This is a genomic window from Vibrio sp. 2130-1, from assembly GCF_033339515.1.
On record NZ_JAWOUT010000005.1, the window covers coordinates 45,919 to 63,977 of the forward strand.

Annotated in this window: 16 protein-coding genes; 9 read left to right on the plus strand and 7 right to left on the minus strand. The window is 42.9% G+C overall.

Translation table 11 applies throughout. From position 1 onward, the window contains the following. Nucleotides 1-51: 51 nt before the first annotated feature. Nucleotides 52-279 carry a hypothetical protein gene (locus R7Q09_RS08830; protein ID WP_005377125.1) on the minus strand — a complete coding sequence of 76 codons (228 nt, stop codon included), beginning with the start codon at nt 277-279 and terminating at the stop codon, nt 52-54. Nucleotides 280-755: 476 nt separating this feature from the next. Here R7Q09_RS08830 and R7Q09_RS08835 point away from each other — a divergent pair, with 476 nt between their 5' ends. Continuing rightward, complete coding sequence (locus R7Q09_RS08835; protein WP_104975367.1) at nt 756-2,375, plus strand: sensor histidine kinase; 1,620 nt, start codon at nt 756-758, stop codon at nt 2,373-2,375. Then, nucleotides 2,372-3,058, plus strand: a complete 687-nt coding sequence (locus R7Q09_RS08840; protein WP_005377133.1) for a response regulator — start codon at nt 2,372-2,374, stop codon at nt 3,056-3,058. The genes R7Q09_RS08835 and R7Q09_RS08840 overlap by 4 nt, the downstream gene beginning before the upstream one ends. Before the next feature lie 91 nt (nt 3,059-3,149). On the opposite strand, the gene R7Q09_RS08845 is transcribed toward R7Q09_RS08840, so the two are convergent. Continuing rightward, nucleotides 3,150-5,285 (minus strand): TonB-dependent siderophore receptor, encoded by a 2,136-nt coding sequence (locus R7Q09_RS08845; RefSeq protein WP_213968878.1) that lies wholly within the window; start codon nt 5,283-5,285, stop codon nt 3,150-3,152. 99 nt (nt 5,286-5,384) lie between these two features. Then, nucleotides 5,385-6,350, minus strand: coding sequence for a helix-turn-helix domain-containing protein (locus R7Q09_RS08850; RefSeq protein WP_137282067.1), 966 nt, complete (start codon nt 6,348-6,350; stop codon nt 5,385-5,387). Nucleotides 6,351-6,887: 537 nt separating this feature from the next. Between R7Q09_RS08850 and zwf the strand changes: the two genes are divergently transcribed. From zwf to R7Q09_RS08870, 4 genes are all read left to right on the plus strand, one after another. Continuing rightward, nucleotides 6,888-8,390, plus strand: a complete 1,503-nt coding sequence (zwf, locus tag R7Q09_RS08855; RefSeq protein ID WP_017634563.1) for a glucose-6-phosphate dehydrogenase — start codon at nt 6,888-6,890, stop codon at nt 8,388-8,390. Further along, a complete protein-coding gene (gene pgl / locus R7Q09_RS08860; protein ID WP_017634562.1) occupies nt 8,387-9,103 on the plus strand; it encodes a 6-phosphogluconolactonase in 717 nt (238 codons plus the stop codon). The genes zwf and pgl overlap by 4 nt, the downstream gene beginning before the upstream one ends. 38 nt (nt 9,104-9,141) lie before the next feature. Then, nucleotides 9,142-10,590 (plus strand): decarboxylating NADP(+)-dependent phosphogluconate dehydrogenase, encoded by a 1,449-nt coding sequence (gnd, locus tag R7Q09_RS08865; protein WP_318070768.1) that lies wholly within the window; start codon nt 9,142-9,144, stop codon nt 10,588-10,590. A gap of 226 nt (nt 10,591-10,816) precedes the next feature. Beyond that, entirely contained in the window at nt 10,817-11,344 is a 528-nt protein-coding gene (locus R7Q09_RS08870) for a hypothetical protein (RefSeq protein ID WP_005377161.1), read from the plus strand. Nucleotides 11,345-11,354: 10 nt separating this feature from the next. Here R7Q09_RS08870 and R7Q09_RS08875 read toward each other — a convergent pair whose 3' ends face one another. Continuing rightward, complete coding sequence (locus tag R7Q09_RS08875) at nt 11,355-11,558, minus strand: hypothetical protein (RefSeq protein ID WP_005377162.1); 204 nt, start codon at nt 11,556-11,558, stop codon at nt 11,355-11,357. Between the two features lie 578 nt (nt 11,559-12,136). On the opposite strand from R7Q09_RS08875, the gene R7Q09_RS08880 reads away from it, so the two are divergent. Further along, nucleotides 12,137-12,274 carry a hypothetical protein gene (locus tag R7Q09_RS08880; protein ID WP_005377165.1) on the plus strand — a complete coding sequence of 46 codons (138 nt, stop codon included), beginning with the start codon at nt 12,137-12,139 and terminating at the stop codon, nt 12,272-12,274. 61 nt (nt 12,275-12,335) lie between these two features. On the opposite strand, the gene R7Q09_RS08885 is transcribed toward R7Q09_RS08880, so the two are convergent. Continuing rightward, nucleotides 12,336-14,102, minus strand: coding sequence for a sigma-54-dependent Fis family transcriptional regulator (locus R7Q09_RS08885; RefSeq protein ID WP_213874512.1), 1,767 nt, complete (start codon nt 14,100-14,102; stop codon nt 12,336-12,338). A 239-nt stretch (nt 14,103-14,341) separates the two neighbouring features. Between R7Q09_RS08885 and R7Q09_RS08890 the strand changes: the two genes are divergently transcribed. Then, complete coding sequence (locus tag R7Q09_RS08890) at nt 14,342-15,862, plus strand: aldehyde dehydrogenase family protein (RefSeq protein WP_005377169.1); 1,521 nt, start codon at nt 14,342-14,344, stop codon at nt 15,860-15,862. Between the two features lie 126 nt (nt 15,863-15,988). Here R7Q09_RS08890 and exsE2 read toward each other — a convergent pair whose 3' ends face one another. Beyond that, on the minus strand, nt 15,989-16,294 hold the full coding sequence (gene exsE2 / locus R7Q09_RS08895) for a T3SS regulon translocated regulator ExsE2 (RefSeq protein ID WP_005387156.1): 306 nt from the start codon (nt 16,292-16,294) through the stop codon (nt 15,989-15,991). 8 nt (nt 16,295-16,302) lie between these two features. Further along, the gene (gene exsC / locus R7Q09_RS08900) at nt 16,303-16,749 is read right to left on the minus strand and encodes a type III secretion system regulatory chaperone ExsC (RefSeq protein WP_005377174.1); all 447 of its coding nucleotides are present in this window, start codon (nt 16,747-16,749) and stop codon (nt 16,303-16,305) included. A gap of 388 nt (nt 16,750-17,137) precedes the next feature. Between exsC and R7Q09_RS08905 the strand changes: the two genes are divergently transcribed. Continuing rightward, nucleotides 17,138-17,551 (plus strand): YscW family type III secretion system pilotin, encoded by a 414-nt coding sequence (locus tag R7Q09_RS08905; RefSeq protein ID WP_031778954.1) that lies wholly within the window; start codon nt 17,138-17,140, stop codon nt 17,549-17,551. Nucleotides 17,552-18,059: the final 508 nt, after the last annotated feature.

Here is an 18,059-nt window from a genome sequence, read left to right on the forward strand (position 1 = left end):
AGTAGTATGCGCCCAGTTATATTTGTGCTGGGCGCGGGAGATGTTACAAATTTATTTCGTATATGGACAGTGAAACTCCGCTCTCCACTCGAGCTGACGAGAACCTCGCATCGTATTCAATAGATCTTTTCCACTCATTTGAGGGAACGATAACAGGACTTTGAGATCAGAAGTACCGCCTCCGTTTTTTTCATAAGCCCTGACGTGTGTAAATGTTGAATACATATTCTCTGACAGCATCGCCTTATTCAGGCATATTCCAAAGGTATCGCGTTCCATGTTTGGTGTTCCTTCTAACTATAAATGCACCTCTGTTTATAGTTTTCCAGTTTTCAGATGGTGTCTAAGTGTTTGTCATATAGTCAGTATTTGTGTTTTGTTTTATTTTTGTCCAAACCACTGACATCAATGTTGAGCTTTTAATAGACTTCCAGCTTCACTGCTTTCAAACCGAAACTCTCATTGGTTTCGTTGATTAAAAATTATACGTTGTAAAGTCTAAAAACGCCTCAAAAACCGCTAAAATCGATGTGATCGCGATCATGATTTTAAGGGCAATTTATGTATGGAATTGAGTATCAGAGAGGAATGCTAAATTTGGTGAATGGTTGTAATTTTATGTTTCAGCTCGTCGATTAATTAACCGTAAACTCTGCGGTTTGTTTGCCTTCCTCACAGATTTATCACCGCGACAACGTCATGCTGTTAACTGAGTGTTAACGTTACGCTCAAGAGTGAATCACAAGGATGTATCAATGAGTTGGAAAACCATCAGCTTTCGTAAGCGGATGCTCATTATCATGACGCTATCGGGGTTGATAGAGCTGTTATTGCTTGTCGCCGCGGGGTTCACTTATCTCAAAATCAATCAAGAGCAAGAAATGGGAGAAAAAGCACTGGGTGTTGCCCGTTTTTTAGCGGACTCAGCGGTTGTTCGTGAAATGATCGAAACCCAAAACCCCCAGCCATACCAACTTCGCTTTCGAGAATTAACCGAAGCCATAGGTGCTGCATTCATCGTTATTGGCGACCATAAGGGAGTACGCTTAATCCACCCTGTTGATGAGCGGTTGGGCAAGCCAATGAGAGGTGGCGACAATCGTCGAGCGCTAGAACGGGGGTTGTCTTATGTTTCGACGGCACAGGGCTCGTTAGGTTATTCAGTTCGTGGTAAAGCTGCGATTTTTGACGAGCAAGGGAACATCATTGGTGTGGTTTCAGTTGGCTATTTGCTCGACCGACTGCAAGACCGCATCGAACCATTTTTGGCCTTTTTGATTTTAATGGTCATCGTAGTTGTCGTCGCTAATGCCATTGTATCTAATTATGCGTCGAGAAAGTTTCAGCGCGCCATTTTAGGCTTTGAACCTGAAGAGATAGGGCGGTTGTACGGCGAATTAGAAGTGACGATGAGCACCATCAAAGAGGGCGTGTTAAGCATTGATGCCCAAGGGATACTTCGCTCGATAAATCGTAGTGCCTGCCAGATTCTCGGTATTGATAGAGAATCAGCGCTCAATAAACCTTTGACTGACACGCTGCGTGATAGCGATCTATATACAGTATTAGAAAGCGGGCAGGAAGATCATGATATTGAAATATTCCTTAATCATAAGCGCCTGATTGCAAATCGCTCTCCAATTTATGTTGATGGAAAAATCGTGGGGGCGGTATCGAGTTTCCGTTTAAGGGATGAAATTAATGATCTAACCGAGCAGCTATCACAAACCAAGGAATATGCAGATTTGTTACGTTCGCAAACCCATGAACATCGAAATAAGCTCAACACCATTAGTGGGCTAGTACAAATGGGTGAGCTTGATGCGGTGCAAAAGTTAATTGGACAAGAAACCGCACACTATCAAGCAATGATTGAGTTTTTAAGAGATACCGTTAAGGACCCGCTAATTGCAGGTATGTTGCTTGGAAAAACTGAACGTGCTCGCGAGTTAGGCTTACAACTGGTGGTTGAGGAAGGCAGTCGTCTGGAGCCCCTACCTGAGTGGCTAAATTCGGAAGACCTTGTCACAATTTTGGGTAATTTGATTGATAACGCTTTCGATGCCACGTTAACTTCAATTCGCGATGAATCAAATGTTGCGTCAGAACGCAGAAACATTGATGTGTCCGTTAGCGATTACGGAAATGAAGTGATACTTGAGGTGATAGATCATGGTTGTGGCCTCCCAAAAACAATGGATCCACAAACATTATTTACAAAAGGCGTTTCAACGAAATCTCGTCAAAATCGAGGTGTTGGGTTGCACCTTGTCAATCAGCTTGCTACTCGATATCACGGCCATGTTGAGATGATACCCAATACAAATTATGGGACAAGAATAACGGTGTACTTACCCAAGGAAGAACAATTATGAGTATGGCGACTCGCGTAATGATCATTGAAGATGATCTGGCTATTGCTGAGCTGCACCACAAATACTTAAGCCAACTGACAGGTTTGGAAGTGGTTGGAATTGCGACCACGAGAATGGAAGCAGAAATGCAACTCGACATTCTTAAGCCAGATTTACTATTGATGGATGTCTATCTTCCCGATGGCACAGGGCTTGAGATACTAAATACACTGCGTGCAAGTAACCAAACGTGTGATGTCATTTTGATTACAGCCGCAAGGGATGTCGATACATTACAACAGGCGATGAGGGGTGGCGTTGTCGATTACTTGTTAAAACCAGTGATGTTTCCACGCTTAGATGCCGCACTGAAAAAGTATGTGTCCCAACGCCAACAACTAGACATCGTAGAGAGTTTGGATCAGAACCTCGTTGATAAAATGCTGCAGTCTCACGCCAATCAAGACAACTTGCCGAACCGATTACCAAAAGGGATTGATGGTGTAACCCTAGACAAGATCAGGGAGTTGTTCCCAAATGGCAGTGCGCTGACCGCTGATGAGGCAGGCGAAAAGATCGGCGCGAGCCGAACAACGGCGAGGCGCTATTTGGAGTATCTTATCAGCACTGGTGAACTAGAGGCTGATTTAAACTATGGCTCTGTTGGTAGGCCAGAAAGGTGCTATAAAAAAGTGACACGGTAGCGTTTATATTGATGCTCTATGCAAAATAAAAAGCGATGGCTTATTGTAGAAACCATCGCTTTACAAATTACTGCTGTTCCGCTCTAAGAGGTTAGAAGTTGTATTCTAACTTCGCTTCGATAGAGCGCTCAGCGCCAAACCAACAGTTATTTTTGTCGTAACAAGAATAGTATTCTTTATCGAATAGATTGCTTGCAGAAAGCGTGACGCTAGCCCCTTTCATTGATTCAGATACCGTTGAGAAATCGTAACTTGCTGCCAAATCAAACAAGGTGTAGTCCGGTACTTTTTGACTATTCTGTGCATCAATTTGTGCTTCCCCGACATAGCGAACGCCAGCACTGGTACGAAGGCCTGAAAGATTTCCTTCAAAGAAGTAATTGGCCCATAGAGAGGCCGTTTGCTCAGGTACCCAAACCGGCGTTTTACCTTCTTGGTTGTAATAACTGTCCTCGGTAATCTCCATATCGGTATATGTATAGCCTAGAGTGAAATCAGCTTGTGCTGTGGCTTGCCATTTTGCCTCAAGTTCAATACCTTGTGATACCACTTCGCCCGCTTGATAGTTCGGTGCATAAGGATTATTCGGATCGGTCAAGATCGCGTTTTTCTTCGTAATATGGAAGAGTGCTAAGTTACCTGAGATATCACCAGATAATGGGGCGTATTTAAAGCCTAACTCCCATTGATGACCGGTTGATGGCTCAAATGCTTTACCAGAAGAGTCGGCACCCGCAATTGGCTCGAAACTTTCCGAGTAAGTAAGGTATGGCGAGAGACCAAAGTCTAGCTCATACAAACCACCGACTCGGAAAGATACGTTGGTATCGTCTAACTCTTCCTTGCTGTTGGATACTGTTCCTAGATAATCGCTAACGGCGTCTGTATTTGAATCGTATTTATCCCAACGAAGACCTGCAATCATTACAAGTTGGTCGTAACGAACTTGATCTTGGAAATAAACGCCAATCTGCTTCGTTTTGATATCTAAGTTTTGTTTGTATTGGAAATTCAGTGCATTACGATCAATGCTGTTGTGGTCAGGATTAAAAATGTCCTGAGTTAGCGAATACCCAAGCGTGTCTTTGTATTTTACATCTGAATCTAGATACTGATAATCAAGCCCGAACAATAAGTTATGTTCAAAATTTCCTGTTTTAACGTAGCCAGATAGTTGGTTGTCAATCACAAAGGATTTGGACTTTTCATCGGTTAAATAGGCATTTCGACCAACGGTACGGTTATCCGCTTCAAGTGCACCGTTATATGTGTTTTCCTGATAGGCATCGGCGGTCATGTAGCGGGCATTCTGTAGAAATTGCCAATTGTTGTTAAAGTCGTGTTGGACTTTGTAACCCATCATCAGAACTTCGCGTTCGTAAGTGTTCCAGTCCTCATCCCCCAAATAAGTGCTTGGTGACATCGAGCCAAGTGGGTTTTTAATCACTGAGCCAGACGCAGGCACAGTCGTGTAGATACCTGCTGATGGATCATTTTGATAGTAAACATTCACGTTCACTAATGTGCTTTCTGTCGCTTGCCAATTGAAAGATGGGGCGAGTACATAACGTTCGTCTTCAGACGTATCGGCTTGACCATCTCGCTGTTTAGCTAGGCCTACAATACGGTAATCCACATTAGAATCACCAATTTGTCCTGTGGTGTCGAACGTCAGTTCTTTTAGGCTGTTAGTCCCAGTACTAATCGAGACAGAGTGCGAGGGTGTTGACTGAGGCGCCTTGGCGATAATGTTGACCATACCTCCTGGTGGAATATTGCCGTAAAGAACAGACGTTGGCCCTTTAAAAACCTCGATTTGCTCAAGAGCAACGGAATCGACCTGAGGTTGAAGGTTCCAACCGTTGTACAGCAAAGGAAGACCATCATAAAAGTTGGTGTAGTTAATAAAACCACGAATATTGAATAGGTCAAGTCGGGAAACGGCACCGCCACGCAATTCTGTATTTACGCCAGGCGCGTAACGCAATGCTTCGCTCACCGAGTTTACGCCGCGCAGGTCCATGTCATCTTTAGTGATTACCGTGATCGCTTGCGGTGTTTCCTCCGGTTCTAAAACGGTTTTAGTTGCGGTGTTTCGGTATGTTTCTCCTAGCACCGTAATCGTTTCGTGTTGGGATACGCTCTCAGTCGCATTGGCGTGGCCAGCGAGCAATGCGGATACGACGATAGCAACCGCTGAACGATGAAATCGAATCGGACTTTCCATATTTATAAATTCCACTACTTTTTCTATTTATTGATAATGATTGTTATTTGTATTCTATATTCAAAGAAATAGGAAAAGTTAACAATTTGGTGCAAAACACTAATCTTTGGAACTTATTCTTCTGTTCTTAGGTTTTAAAGATAGCGAGTCGTTTGGCTCAACAGGAATCCAATACTGCATTTGTGCTTGTTCGCTATCAACATCATAACCTTCTGGATAAAGCTCTAACTCATAACCATCGATAGCATGATAATTAGAGTAGGGTAGCCAATGTAAAATAAACCATTCCAGCGTTGAGGCGAGCTCTGATGCTTTGCCTATGTGTGTAATGACGGCGTAGGTTTGCTCAGGAACAGCCAAGAGGTCTAACCCCGAGTTGGAAGAGTTCGTTGATCTTGGTGCGTTTGCTGTTGGACTGCACTCATAACCTGCCCAATACTCAAGTTGTTGGTTGTTTGAATACGCTTGAGTCACATCAATCACGCCAAAGTAACTACTTTCCGAATTGTTAAGGTTTTCAGATGAATAAAGACGTGACCAAAGCGACGGTACTTTGGATTGGAAATCGGGCGCAGCGGAAAACAATCCGTGAATAGGTTCATGATAACCAGCAAGTTCAAAAGCCGGTTTTGTTTCTATTCGAACTTCAATAAAGCGCTGATGTTTTTTCTCTTCTTTTGGTGTCTTACGCAGCGTCAAAGGTTGTCTCAACCCGGAGAGCTGTTGCGTTTTTCGATATTCACGGGGGCTTTTTGAAAACATATTCCTGAACGCTCGGCTAAATGCGTGTTCAGATGTAAATCCCATTTCTATCGCTATATCTAACGAGCGGTCAGAAGTATGGATTAAGCGCTCAGCCGCAAGGCTAAGTTTAAGCTCTCTGATATAGTGAGCGACGGATACGCCAGTGTGTTGTTGAAATACGCGTTGCAGTTGCCAGCGAGACCAACAACTTGCTTTCGATATTTCATCTACGCTCAGAGTGCTGTCTAAGTTGGTGTGAATGTAGTCAAGCACCGATTGTATTCGGTTTATGGGATGTGGGTTAATGGCGCTTGATTTCATGGCGTTCTACTTTCACATTAATAGTGATTTCATTATCTTTAATTGAGTATCATTATCAATAGCATGATGAAATAAAAAGTAAGTAACACAGATCACGATAAAACTGTAATGGATTGCAAGTATGAGTAATTATTGCCCATATTAGAGTTTTTGCTTAAATTTTGGAGTGTTCAGATGAAACTTTTTTTATCAATAAAATACAATCGCTTATGACGTTTTGTGCAACTTATTTAAACGTTTGCACTGGCAAGTGTTGATGTAAATCAAATAGTCGTAGACAATATTGCCCCGTGTCGGACTCTCCTCCAGCGAGTACAGTGTGTACTTTTGAGACATAAGTGACTTAAATGACCTCAATACGTCGTGTTTCCAAGAATCGGAAATGCAACTTCTTGAGGTTCTTTGGGCCCATAGACTTTACCTATCAACGTAATAGGTAAGACCAATTTTCTATTTTGAGGTGCCATTGATAGGGTTGGCTCATTCTCTAGCCGTATCCGGGCACACAATAAGTACCTCGTTTTTAAGGGAAAGATGATGGTAATACCAGAAAACAGCAGCATCGTTATTTTTGGTGCTTCAGGTGACCTTACGTACCGTAAGCTCATTCCTGCTTTATACCACCTCTACGCGAACAAGCAGCTTCCAGAGAATTTTGCCATTCTGGGTGTAAGTCGCACTGAATACAGTGATGAGTCTTACCGCGCGAAGCTGAAAAAATCGCTTCAGGAAATGGAAAAGACTGAGCCAGAAACGCTTGATGCATTTATTAACCATCTGCACTACCAAGCAATTAATACTTCTGACACACAAGATTACGGTAAGCTATCTTCTCGCTTAGACCAACTTGCGGACGAATATCAATTCGAGCAACGCAATACGCTTTTTTACTTAGCAACCCCACCAAGTTTATACAGTGTGATCCCTGCAAGTCTTGCAGCACATGGTCTTAACAGTGAAGAAGATGGCTGGAAACGCCTGATCATTGAGAAACCATTCGGTTATGACCTTGAATCGGCGCGTATTCTGGACAAAGAAATTCACGAGCACTTCCAAGAGCATCAAATCTACCGAATTGACCATTACTTAGGTAAAGAAACGGTACAAAACCTACTTGTGCTTCGTTTCTCTAATGCGATGTTTGAGCCGCTTTGGAACCGTAACTTCATTGATTACGTTGAAATCACAGGCGCAGAATTCCTTGGCGTAGAGGAGCGTGGTGGTTACTACGACAACTCTGGCGCTGTGCGCGACATGTTCCAAAACCACTTGCTACAAGTATTAGCAATGGTAGGTATGGAACCACCAGCGCAAATCAATGCAGACTCGATGCGTGATGAAGTGGTAAAAGTGCTTCAATGCCTAAAGCCATTAGACGAAAACGCTCTGCGCAATGACCTAGTATTAGGCCAATACACGGCGTCTGAAGTCCGTGGGCAAAGCCTACGCGGCTACCGTGAAGAGCCGGGAGTTGCAGACGATTCTCGTACAGAGACTTACATCGGTTTGAAAGCGTACATCAACAACTGGCGTTGGAATGGCGTGCCATTTTACGTGCGTACTGGTAAGCGTCTTCCAACACGCGTTACTGAGGTGGTTATCCACTTTAAACAAACACCGCATCCTGTGTTTGGTCAAAACGCACCAGAAAACAAGCTGATCATTCGTATTCAACCAGACGAAGGCATTCAAATGAGCTTTGGCTTGAAAGAGCCAGGCGCAGGCTTTGAAGCGAAGGAAGTGAAAATGAACTTCCATTACGCTGACCTGCAAGAAACGCAAATGCTAACGGCATACGAGCGTCTTCTACTTGATGCTTTGAATGGTGATGCTACGCTATTTGCACGTAGTGATGCGGTGGAAGCGTGCTGGCAATACGTACAGCCAATCTTAGATTTTAAGCAAGATCCACAATCCCTCTTCGGGTACGCATGCGGCACTTGGGGACCTAAAGAGTCAGATGACTTGTTACAGCGTGATGGCCGCGCTTGGCGTTTCCCATGTAAAAACTTAACAGATACGGATTACTGTGAACTATGATCAACCATAAGATCTACCAAACAGCAGAACAGGTAGTTGAAAGCCTAGCTAACGATATGAAAGCGTTTAGCGAAATGGGCAGACCTGTTCACATCTCTCTTTCTGGCGGCAGCACTCCTAAAATGCTGTTTAAACTACTGGCTTCAGAGGCTTACGCAACCTCCATTCAATGGGAAAACCTCCACTTTTGGTGGGGTGACGAACGTTGTGTTGCCCCTGACGATGCAGAAAGCAACTACGGTGAAGCGAACACGTTGTTGTTTAGCCAAGTAAATATTCCTGCGGAAAACATTCACCGCATCCGTGGCGAAGATGAGCCTAAAGCAGAAGCCGAGCGCTTTGCAAAAGAGATGGCAGAGGTGATCCCGAGTGAAAACGGCACACCTGTGTTTGACTGGATCTTATTAGGCGTTGGTGCAGATGGTCATACAGCTTCTCTGTTCCCTGGCCAAACGAATTATGATGATGCGAACCTATCTCTTGTGGCGTCGCATCCTGAATCGGGCCAACTTCGTGTGTCGAAAACCGCACGCGTATTAGAAGCAGCGAAACGCATTAGTTACTTAGTGCTTGGTGCAGGAAAAGCGGACATTGTTGAAGAAATTAACAGTTCACCAGCACACGCACTGCCATACCCAGCGGCTAAGATTCAAGCGAAATCGGGCCTAACGGAATGGTATTTAGATTTAGACGCGGCAGCAAAAATTGCTTAAGACGCTGCTCGTCGATGAAATAAAATTGGAGAGAAACAATGAAAGGTGATATCGGTGTAATTGGCCTAGCAGTAATGGGTCAAAACCTTATCCTAAACATGAACGATAACGGCTTTAAAGTGGTTGCTCACAACCGTACTGCTGCTAAAGTAGACGAGTTCCTGGAAGGTCCAGCAAAAGGCACGAACATCATCGGTGCATACTCTCTAGAAGAACTAGTAGAGAAGCTAGAAACGCCGCGTAAAGTAATGTTGATGGTTCGCGCTGGTGACGTTGTAGACAAGTTCATCGAAGCGCTAGTACCTCTGCTAGACAAAGGCGACATCATTATTGACGGTGGTAACACTAACTACCCAGATACAAACCGTCGTGTTGCTGCACTACGTGAAAAAGGTATCCACTTCATCGGTACTGGTGTATCTGGTGGTGAAGAAGGTGCGCGCTTCGGTCCATCTATCATGCCTGGCGGTGCTGCTGAAGCATGGGAAGCGGTTAAGCCTATCTTCCAAGGTATCGCTGCGAAAACTGACGCTGGTGAGCCATGTTGTGACTGGGTTGGTAACGACGGTGCAGGTCACTTCGTTAAGATGGTACACAACGGCATCGAATACGGTGACATGCAGCTTATCACAGAAGCTTACCAGTTCATGAAAGACGGTCTTGGTATGTCTGCTGACGAGATGCAAGCAGTATTCGCTGATTGGAACAAGACTGAGCTAGACAGCTACCTTGTTGAAATCACTGCTGACATCCTTGGCTACAAAGATGAAGACGGTGAGCCTCTAGTTGAGAAGATCCTAGACACAGCAGGCCAAAAAGGTACTGGTAAATGGACTGGTATTAACGCACTAGACCTAGGTATTCCACTAACACTTATCTCTGAGTCTGTATTCTCTCGTTGTCTATCTGCACTGAAAGACCAACGTGTTGAAGCTGAATCTCTATTCGGTAAGACAATCACTCCAGTTGAAGGCGACAAGCAAGAGTGGGTTGATGCACTACGTCAAGCGCTACTAGCTTCTAAGATCATCTCTTACGCTCAAGGCTTCATGCTAATGCGCGAAGCATCGAACGAAAACGGTTGGGACCTAAACTACGGTAACGTAGCACTAATGTGGCGTGGTGGTTGTATCATCCGCTCTGCGTTCCTAGGCAACATCCGTGATGCGTACGAAGCGAATCCAGACATCGCATTCCTAGGTTCTGATGAGTACTTCAAAAACATCCTACAAGGCAGCCTAGCAGCATGGCGTAAAGTAGCAGCGAAGTCTCTAGAGTCTGGTATCCCAATGCCATGTACGATTTCTGCGCTATCTTTCCTAGACGGTTACACAACAGCTCGTCTACCAGCGAACCTGCTTCAAGCTCAACGTGACTACTTCGGTGCTCACACTTATGAGCGTATTGACCGTCCACGTGGTGAATTCTTCCACACTAACTGGACTGGTACAGGCGGCGACACAGCGTCTACAACTTACGACGTGTAATCGTTTTAAGTAAACCGACTAAATATAAAGATATAAAGGGATGCCCAAGTGGCATCCTTTTTTGTGTCTGTAAGATATTGGTAGATTTAAAAGTTACATTAAACGTTGATTCGTCACGCACTTCTCAGAAATGGGAGAGCATGCATTTGCTAGCAGTTTAATATTTCTCTTCGAAGAGTGAAGCTAAGCCGCTCTCTGCCGTCTCCTCAACTATAAGGTAATAGAAATGACACAACAGAAGCATCCATTTCACACAGCTTTCGTGTTGCTTATGTTCATATTACTGATTACTTACTCCATCTATCGCCTTTATCATCATTTCGTTTTCGAATCTCTACCGCTTCAGCTCAGTAGTGGTTTTCAAGTGGTCTACATTGATGCGTCATATGTTTTAAGTATCGCAAGCTTACTCTTGTGCCCTACATTATTGGTCTATATTTTATTTGATCGAATGACTCAGTTAGTCAAAGTGCCGATTAAAGTGATAACTATAACAATTGTCTTGTCCCTTATCGTTGCTATTCCAGGTCAAATTTTTGAATTTGGGCGATTGAAGTATATTGCAGAAAATAATGGTTACTCAGCGTGTCCACCTTTCACAATTGCATCAAGCGGAATGTTTGTAGAAGCTATGGTAAAAGAAGAAAAATACTGTATAGAACCAGAAATTAATCGTATTGGTATGTATGGTTATTTTCACGAACTCGAACGGATTGATAACTATATCAAGTCACACAGAAATGACATTCAATAGAAAAGAGCGCCTAGGCGCTCTTTTCAGTGGTCGTTTTCTTGTTTTGATAAAACCTGTCTTTTAGGTAGAGAATTGCACTGACCACAAGAGCCACTAAAGAAACAGTAAATAGGGCGTACATGCTGAGAATCCATGCGAATGTGGCCGTCAAGAATGCGATGAAGGAAAACATCCTGCTGAAAGACATCACATGGCCAAGTTTGTTACTTTTCATAAACGCCTCCCGAAGCTAAGTGGGGATAGACAATTGTGGTCATATGCCACACTTTTAATTGTCTGCTCTTTTGGGGCGTTTCACACAAAAAAGTGGCTAAAGATTTCTCAAAAAAGGTGAAATATTGAACTGGTAGACAAATCGTTAAACTGAGTTGCACAGATATGACTTCGGTTGTCTATCACTTCAAAGTTTTTAACTACGCAGATTAAGGGCATGTAGCGTTATTATTATCGTATTCGAACTCTACGATACACAATTGCAAGTGAACCTACACTCGTAAGCTCATCCCTGTCGTCAGTTACAGTAAAAGCTTTTTTCTCTTTTTAACAATACCTTAGTAACTACGGGCAATTAAACCCGTTTTTCGATCGAAACTCAGATTGCACAAAAGGTGAAAAAGAGTGCTAGGTAGGCCTTTAAACTACGCCTATAATTAGCGCCCACATGGAGGATGTTTATTATATGAACATCCTTTATTTTTTGAAACTAGCAACAAGGATCCAGTAAAACATGTTTTTCTGGTTTTGTTTACGTCGACCAAGAAGGTAATTAACACAGCAAATTGAGGTTCTAAGATGACTCTTAACAAGTACTTTGTTTTCATTCCAGCAGAATTGGAACAGGAAATGCACAAGGACAATCAAGTGATCTCTGAGAAGGAAACTCAACGTCAGGCATTAGTAAAACAGGCACAACAACAAGGCGGCCTGTAAGCTAGGTTTCAAAGAGAAAGAGCACCGCAACGGTGCTCTTTTTATATCTGAGGTCGTAGAATTAACTTAATATGCCAAGGCTTTTCAATTTTCTGTAAATGGTATTTCGGCTCACACCAAGCATACGAGACGTTTTGCTAATGTTCCCCTGGTTGGCTTGATATGTTTTGAGCAACTTATCTTCGACGGTTGCACGCAGTTCTGAAGTTGGTTCAGCCGATGCTGCTCCTTCTTGAGCTTGGCTTAGTTTCTTACTTAGGTGGGCTGGGACGTGTGTGAGTTCCAATATTTCTTCACCTTGCGCCATTAAGGCGGATACTTTGATTAAACTATCGAGTTCACGCAAATTTCCTGGCCATGAGTAAGACAGCATCAGAGAAAGGAGGTGAGGGCAAAGCTGCTGTTCAGATTCGGCGTGACGCCGATGAATGTTCTCAATCAGTTGTCGTTTGTCATCACGTTCCTCAAAGCGAGGTAGCTCAATGATCAAGCCATTAAGGCGATAATACAAATCTTGTCGGAACAATCCTTCGCTGACCAAATGTTCCAGATCTTTATGCGTGGCTGCAATGATTTGCGTATCGACTTGAATACTTTGGTTTGAACCCACGGGAAGCACGGTTTTATCTTGCAATACATGGAGCAAGCGGCTTTGAGCTTCCAAGGGTAAATCCGCGATTTCATCCAGAAACAAAATCCCTTTGTGAGCTTGGCGAATTTTTCCCTGATAGCCTTTGCTGTTTGCGCCAGTAAAGGCACCGGCTACGTAGCCAAACAATTCAGATTCAACCAGATCTTTTGGTAGCGCTCCGCAGTTGACGGAAACCAACGGTCCCGTTTTTCTCTGGCTGTTTTTATGGAGTGCTTTTACAAACTCGTTTTTGCCAACACCAGTTTCTCCGAGAATCAACAAACTGATGTCTTTATCGATGACGCGATTGGCTTGCTGCCAACAGTGCTCAACAGCGGAGTCGCCATAATGAAGATCATTGGACGCCGCTACAGCCCGAGACTTGACCTTGCTATCTTTATCGGCAAGCGGTTTTGTTTTGAAAACGAAAGGGTGCTCATTTCCCCGAGTGGATAGAATGTCGTCTAAGGATTGCCCAATGATATTTTTTTGCGCAAAAAGTTGAGAGGCTACTTGATTGTGAGCCAAAACTTGTCCGTCTTCATTTGCAATGATAATTCCTTGCCAACCACTATTCAGTAAACCTTTTTCGCACGCTAAATCCACACGAATATGCCCTTGTGGAATCAAGTTAAGTAGTTGATTCTCCACTTGCTGGACCATGTTTTGTACTAGTACTTGCGTTGAGAAGTCATGTCTCTTTTGCTCGCTCGTAATATCTAATACGCCAATGAGGTTACCAAGATGATCGAAAATAGGATTAGCCGAACAGCTAATAAAACGATGGTGTTGGATAAAGTGCTGATCACCAATAACAGAAACGGGCTTTGCTTCAACCAAGGCTGTACCAATCGCGTTGGTGCCTTTGACCTTTTCTTGCCAGCATGCTCCAGAGCTTAGCGAGATTTCCGTCAACTTCTCACGAAATCTAGGCTGTCCCCAACTGCCGATGATGACACCATCTGAATCCGTCAAAATTAAGCGACTGTCGCTATGAGCAAATAGCTGATTAAACAGAGGGAGTGCAAATTGAGTGACTGCCTCTAGCAAAAAATTGAGTTGGTGACGCCTATCTTGGAGCGTTGCTGGCGTTACTCGAATATCTTCAGGGCGTCGACGCTGTTTTAAACCCGCTTGTTCACTTCTCACCCATGAAGTTGAAAGCCAATTGTTATCGCTAATGTGTTGAAGTTCCATGACTGTACCATTTTATCACAGTGAGGGTGTGCCATTTTGGAACACTTGAACATTGGTGTTCACACCATACATCCGCTCAAACATCGCTCACTTGGTTTGTTATCGCTTGGTAATCATAGTTTTACATTTAATTAACAACAAGTGTGGCGTAGTTGGCGTGTGACTTGCGTAATGCTCTTTGTGAACAGTGCGATACGACACTGCAATAACACATTGAACGAGAAACAAAAGGAAGAGTTATGATCTATGCACAGCCAGGTAGTGAAAATGCCATTGTTAACTTTAAATCGCATTACGATAACTTTATCGGTGGGGAATGGGTAAAACCAACGGGTGGTGAGTACTTTGACAATATCTCACCAATCAACGGACAAGCGTATTGTAAAGTTGCTCGCTCTGGCGAGGAAGATATTAATTTAGCACTGGATGCCGCGCACAACATCAGAGCAAAATGGGCCAAAACTAGCGTGACAGAACGTTCGAACATCTTGCTGAAAATTGCTGACCGTATTGAGCAGCATCTAGAAGAGCTTGCAGTTGCAGAAACTTGGGAAAACGGCAAACCAGTTCGCGAAACCCTGGCGGCAGATTTACCTTTAGTAGTGGATCACTTCCGTTACTTCGCTGGCTGTATTCGCGCACAAGAAGGCAGTGCGGCAGAACTGGATGAGCACACCGCAAGCTACCACTTCCCAGAACCGATTGGTGTGGTTGGTCAAATTATTCCGTGGAACTTCCCAATGTTGATGGCGGCTTGGAAACTAGCACCGGCACTAGCGGCGGGTTGCTGTGTGGTATTGAAGCCAGCAGAGCAAACCCCAACGTCCATTCTGGTTCTGATGGAAAAAATCGGTGACCTTCTTCCTCCTGGTGTCATCAACGTTGTAAACGGATATGGTTCTGAAGCGGGTCAAGCATTAGCAACCAGCAACCGCATTGCGAAACTCGCGTTTACCGGGTCTACGCAAGTTGGCAACCACATTCTGAAATGTGCAGCAGACAACTTGATCCCATCGACAGTTGAGTTAGGTGGTAAATCTCCAAACATCTACTTCTCAGATATCTTCGATTACGAAGATGAGTATCTTGATAAGTGTATCGAAGGTACGTTACTTGGTTTCTTCAACCAAGGTGAAGTTTGTACTTGTCCATCTCGCGTACTGGTTCATGAAGCGATTTATGACAAGTTTGTAGAGAAACTGACGGAACGTGCACAGCTGATTAAACAAGGTAATCCGCTCGATACCGATACTCAAGTTGGTGCTCAGGCTTCTCAAGAACAGTTTGATAAGATTTTAAGTTACCTAGAAATCGGCCGTGAAGAAGGCGCAAAAGTGGTCTTTGGTGGTGGAGTGTCAGAACAGCCAGAGTCTATCAACCAGGGGTACTACATTCAGCCAACCATGTTGGAAGGCCACAACAAGATGCGAATCTTCCAAGAAGAAATCTTTGGCCCAGTGATCGCTATCACCAAATTCAAAGATGAGGCTGAAGCGTTGGAAATCGCAAACGACACTGAATATGGCTTAGGCGCAGGTGTTTGGACACGTGATGCGAACGTTGCATATCGTATGGGCCGTAATATTGAAGCTGGTCGGATCTGGATTAACTGTTACCACGCTTACCCTGCACACGCAGCGTTCGGTGGTTACAAAAAATCGGGTATCGGGCGCGAAACGCACAAGATGATGCTGGATCACTACCAGAACACGAAGAACTTGCTGATTAGCTACAGCATCGACCCGTTAGGCTTCTTCTAGTGAAACTAAGTAATTAATAAAGAAAAAGCAGTATGAATCAAAACCCCGAATCTTCGGGGTTTTTTATTAGCGTGAGCTTGTCGGCTGAAGGGTAACTTAGATGTTTAACCTGCTTATATTGTGATATCAGGAACGTTGAATTATCGCCACTTTTCGTTCCATAAGCTTTTCTACGGCGGCGTTTTGCTTGTCAATATTGAGTTGTGGATCAAAGTCCAAAACGCGATTGCAAGATTCGAGACTGGCAAATTGATTTAAACATTCACCAAGCTCTCTTTTAGAGCTTGTTCGCATCAGACTGCTTTCTGATGAGGAGAGTAGGGTGACTTTACGGCCATGAAACGTTCCTTGCGGCACTGCATCACTTTGCTGCGCTTGTTGAGCGTCATGAACCGATGAATTGGTGTATGTGGATTGGATGTCATTGGACATAAAGACACCTAAACTCTCAAGTCTAAAGTTTGTGGCATCGGTGGTGCCTCATCAATGGTTACATGAGAAGACAATAACGCTTCCCACGACTCGCTGTGCGTCAGCAATTCTGCTAAAGCTGTTTCAAAATATTCGTAATCCAGTCGCCTAATGTTAATGAGTCGGTTTAAACATAGGACATGTCGGTGGTTATCTAAACTAAAAAATAACTGGTGCTCAGGCCAGTGATAATTAAAGGCCAAGAAAGAACGATAAAGATCGGAATTTACAATTTGAAGGCCAACAATCTCAGCTTCGAGCTGCAGAGTTGTCGATTCAGGATGAAAGATGATATGCACCCTTAGATTATCATCAAAGGCTAAGCTTACTTCATTTTCCGTTAGATGCAGTGCAGGCAAGCCTATTTGATGAGCAAACTTTAGCAAAATCTCATCGATAGTTTGGCGTGCTGACATAGGAATAGTCCCTTTTGAAATTTTATCAAGGAAAATATTAGATGTATCTCTTCATGTTTATCAATATTAGTCGGCTGTTATTATATTTTGGCTTTTAAATGTGTTGAGAGAAATAGAAAGGCAAAAGTAAATGTGTTCAGATGCATATCTCGATGGTAATGATATATATGAATATCATTTTTCTCTAATAAACTTCAATTAAGGAAGGAATGAAAGTGAGCAGAAACTGCTTTTGAAATTACAGTCCATGTTAGCTACGTGTTGTTGAAAAATGCGATTTATTGTCCGCTTGTAGTATAAATATAAGTTGATCTTTTATATTTTTACATAAAGAATTGTGTGGATTTCAAATGAGCTAGATTATATAAAATAAGTTTATGGGGTCATAATGAACAATTCTATATGGGCTGGTTTTATTGGGTTATTCATACTGAGTGGGTGCAGTCAGACTGTGTCCGTCAATGGGGTGGATGACTTTGATACACAGAGTCAGGCATCAGTCTATGGTTGGGTTTCTGTCGACGGCTACTTTCCACCTTCGATTACTTCTCTTGAAGTGGAAATATGTAAAGTTATTGATAATCAATGTCTTAAATCGGTATCTCAGAGCTACCAAGGCGTTCAGTTGCCTGTGCAGTATTCGTTTTTAATTGCACCAATTCAAGCTGGTGAAGGAAAAATGAAGATTATTGGAAAGCTTTATTCAAACGGTGAGCTCGTTGCGGAAAAAGAAAAGAACTATTTATTTTTAGAGGGAAATAAACAAGAAAACTTGATTCTTGTTCCAAAAATAAACAGATAAAATTTTAAGCACTACATTTTTATTAGAATTTTCTAATTTATAAAAATAAAGACTATATCTTTCCTGTTGTGAAAGATTTGTTGTCTTTTATAAACATTAATTACATGACTTTGAAGTCATCGGGTCAGTTGTTTTTTAGACTCATACTTGTTGCAAAAACAGTATTTTTTATGATTATATCTCGCTCCTTGAACACGTTGGCTTGGCGTTTTAGGCTATAAAATATACATTTTTATGATTTTGGAAATTTAATTTTGTTCTCGAAACGGTGCCGAAATCTATTTAATTGTATTCTAATGTATAACAAAACAACCAAACTTAAATAACGAAATGATATTTAAGTTTTGGCTAATGATAAACGCTATCTGATAAAAATAATAAAGACGGACAGCAGAAATTTACTAAGTCAAACCTTTACCTTTAGGTAAAGGTAATGCTTGGGTTATTTGCTAATTATTCGGGGGGTATGGTAAGTGATAGAACTTCTATGCTCTTTTCTTTGCTTCTT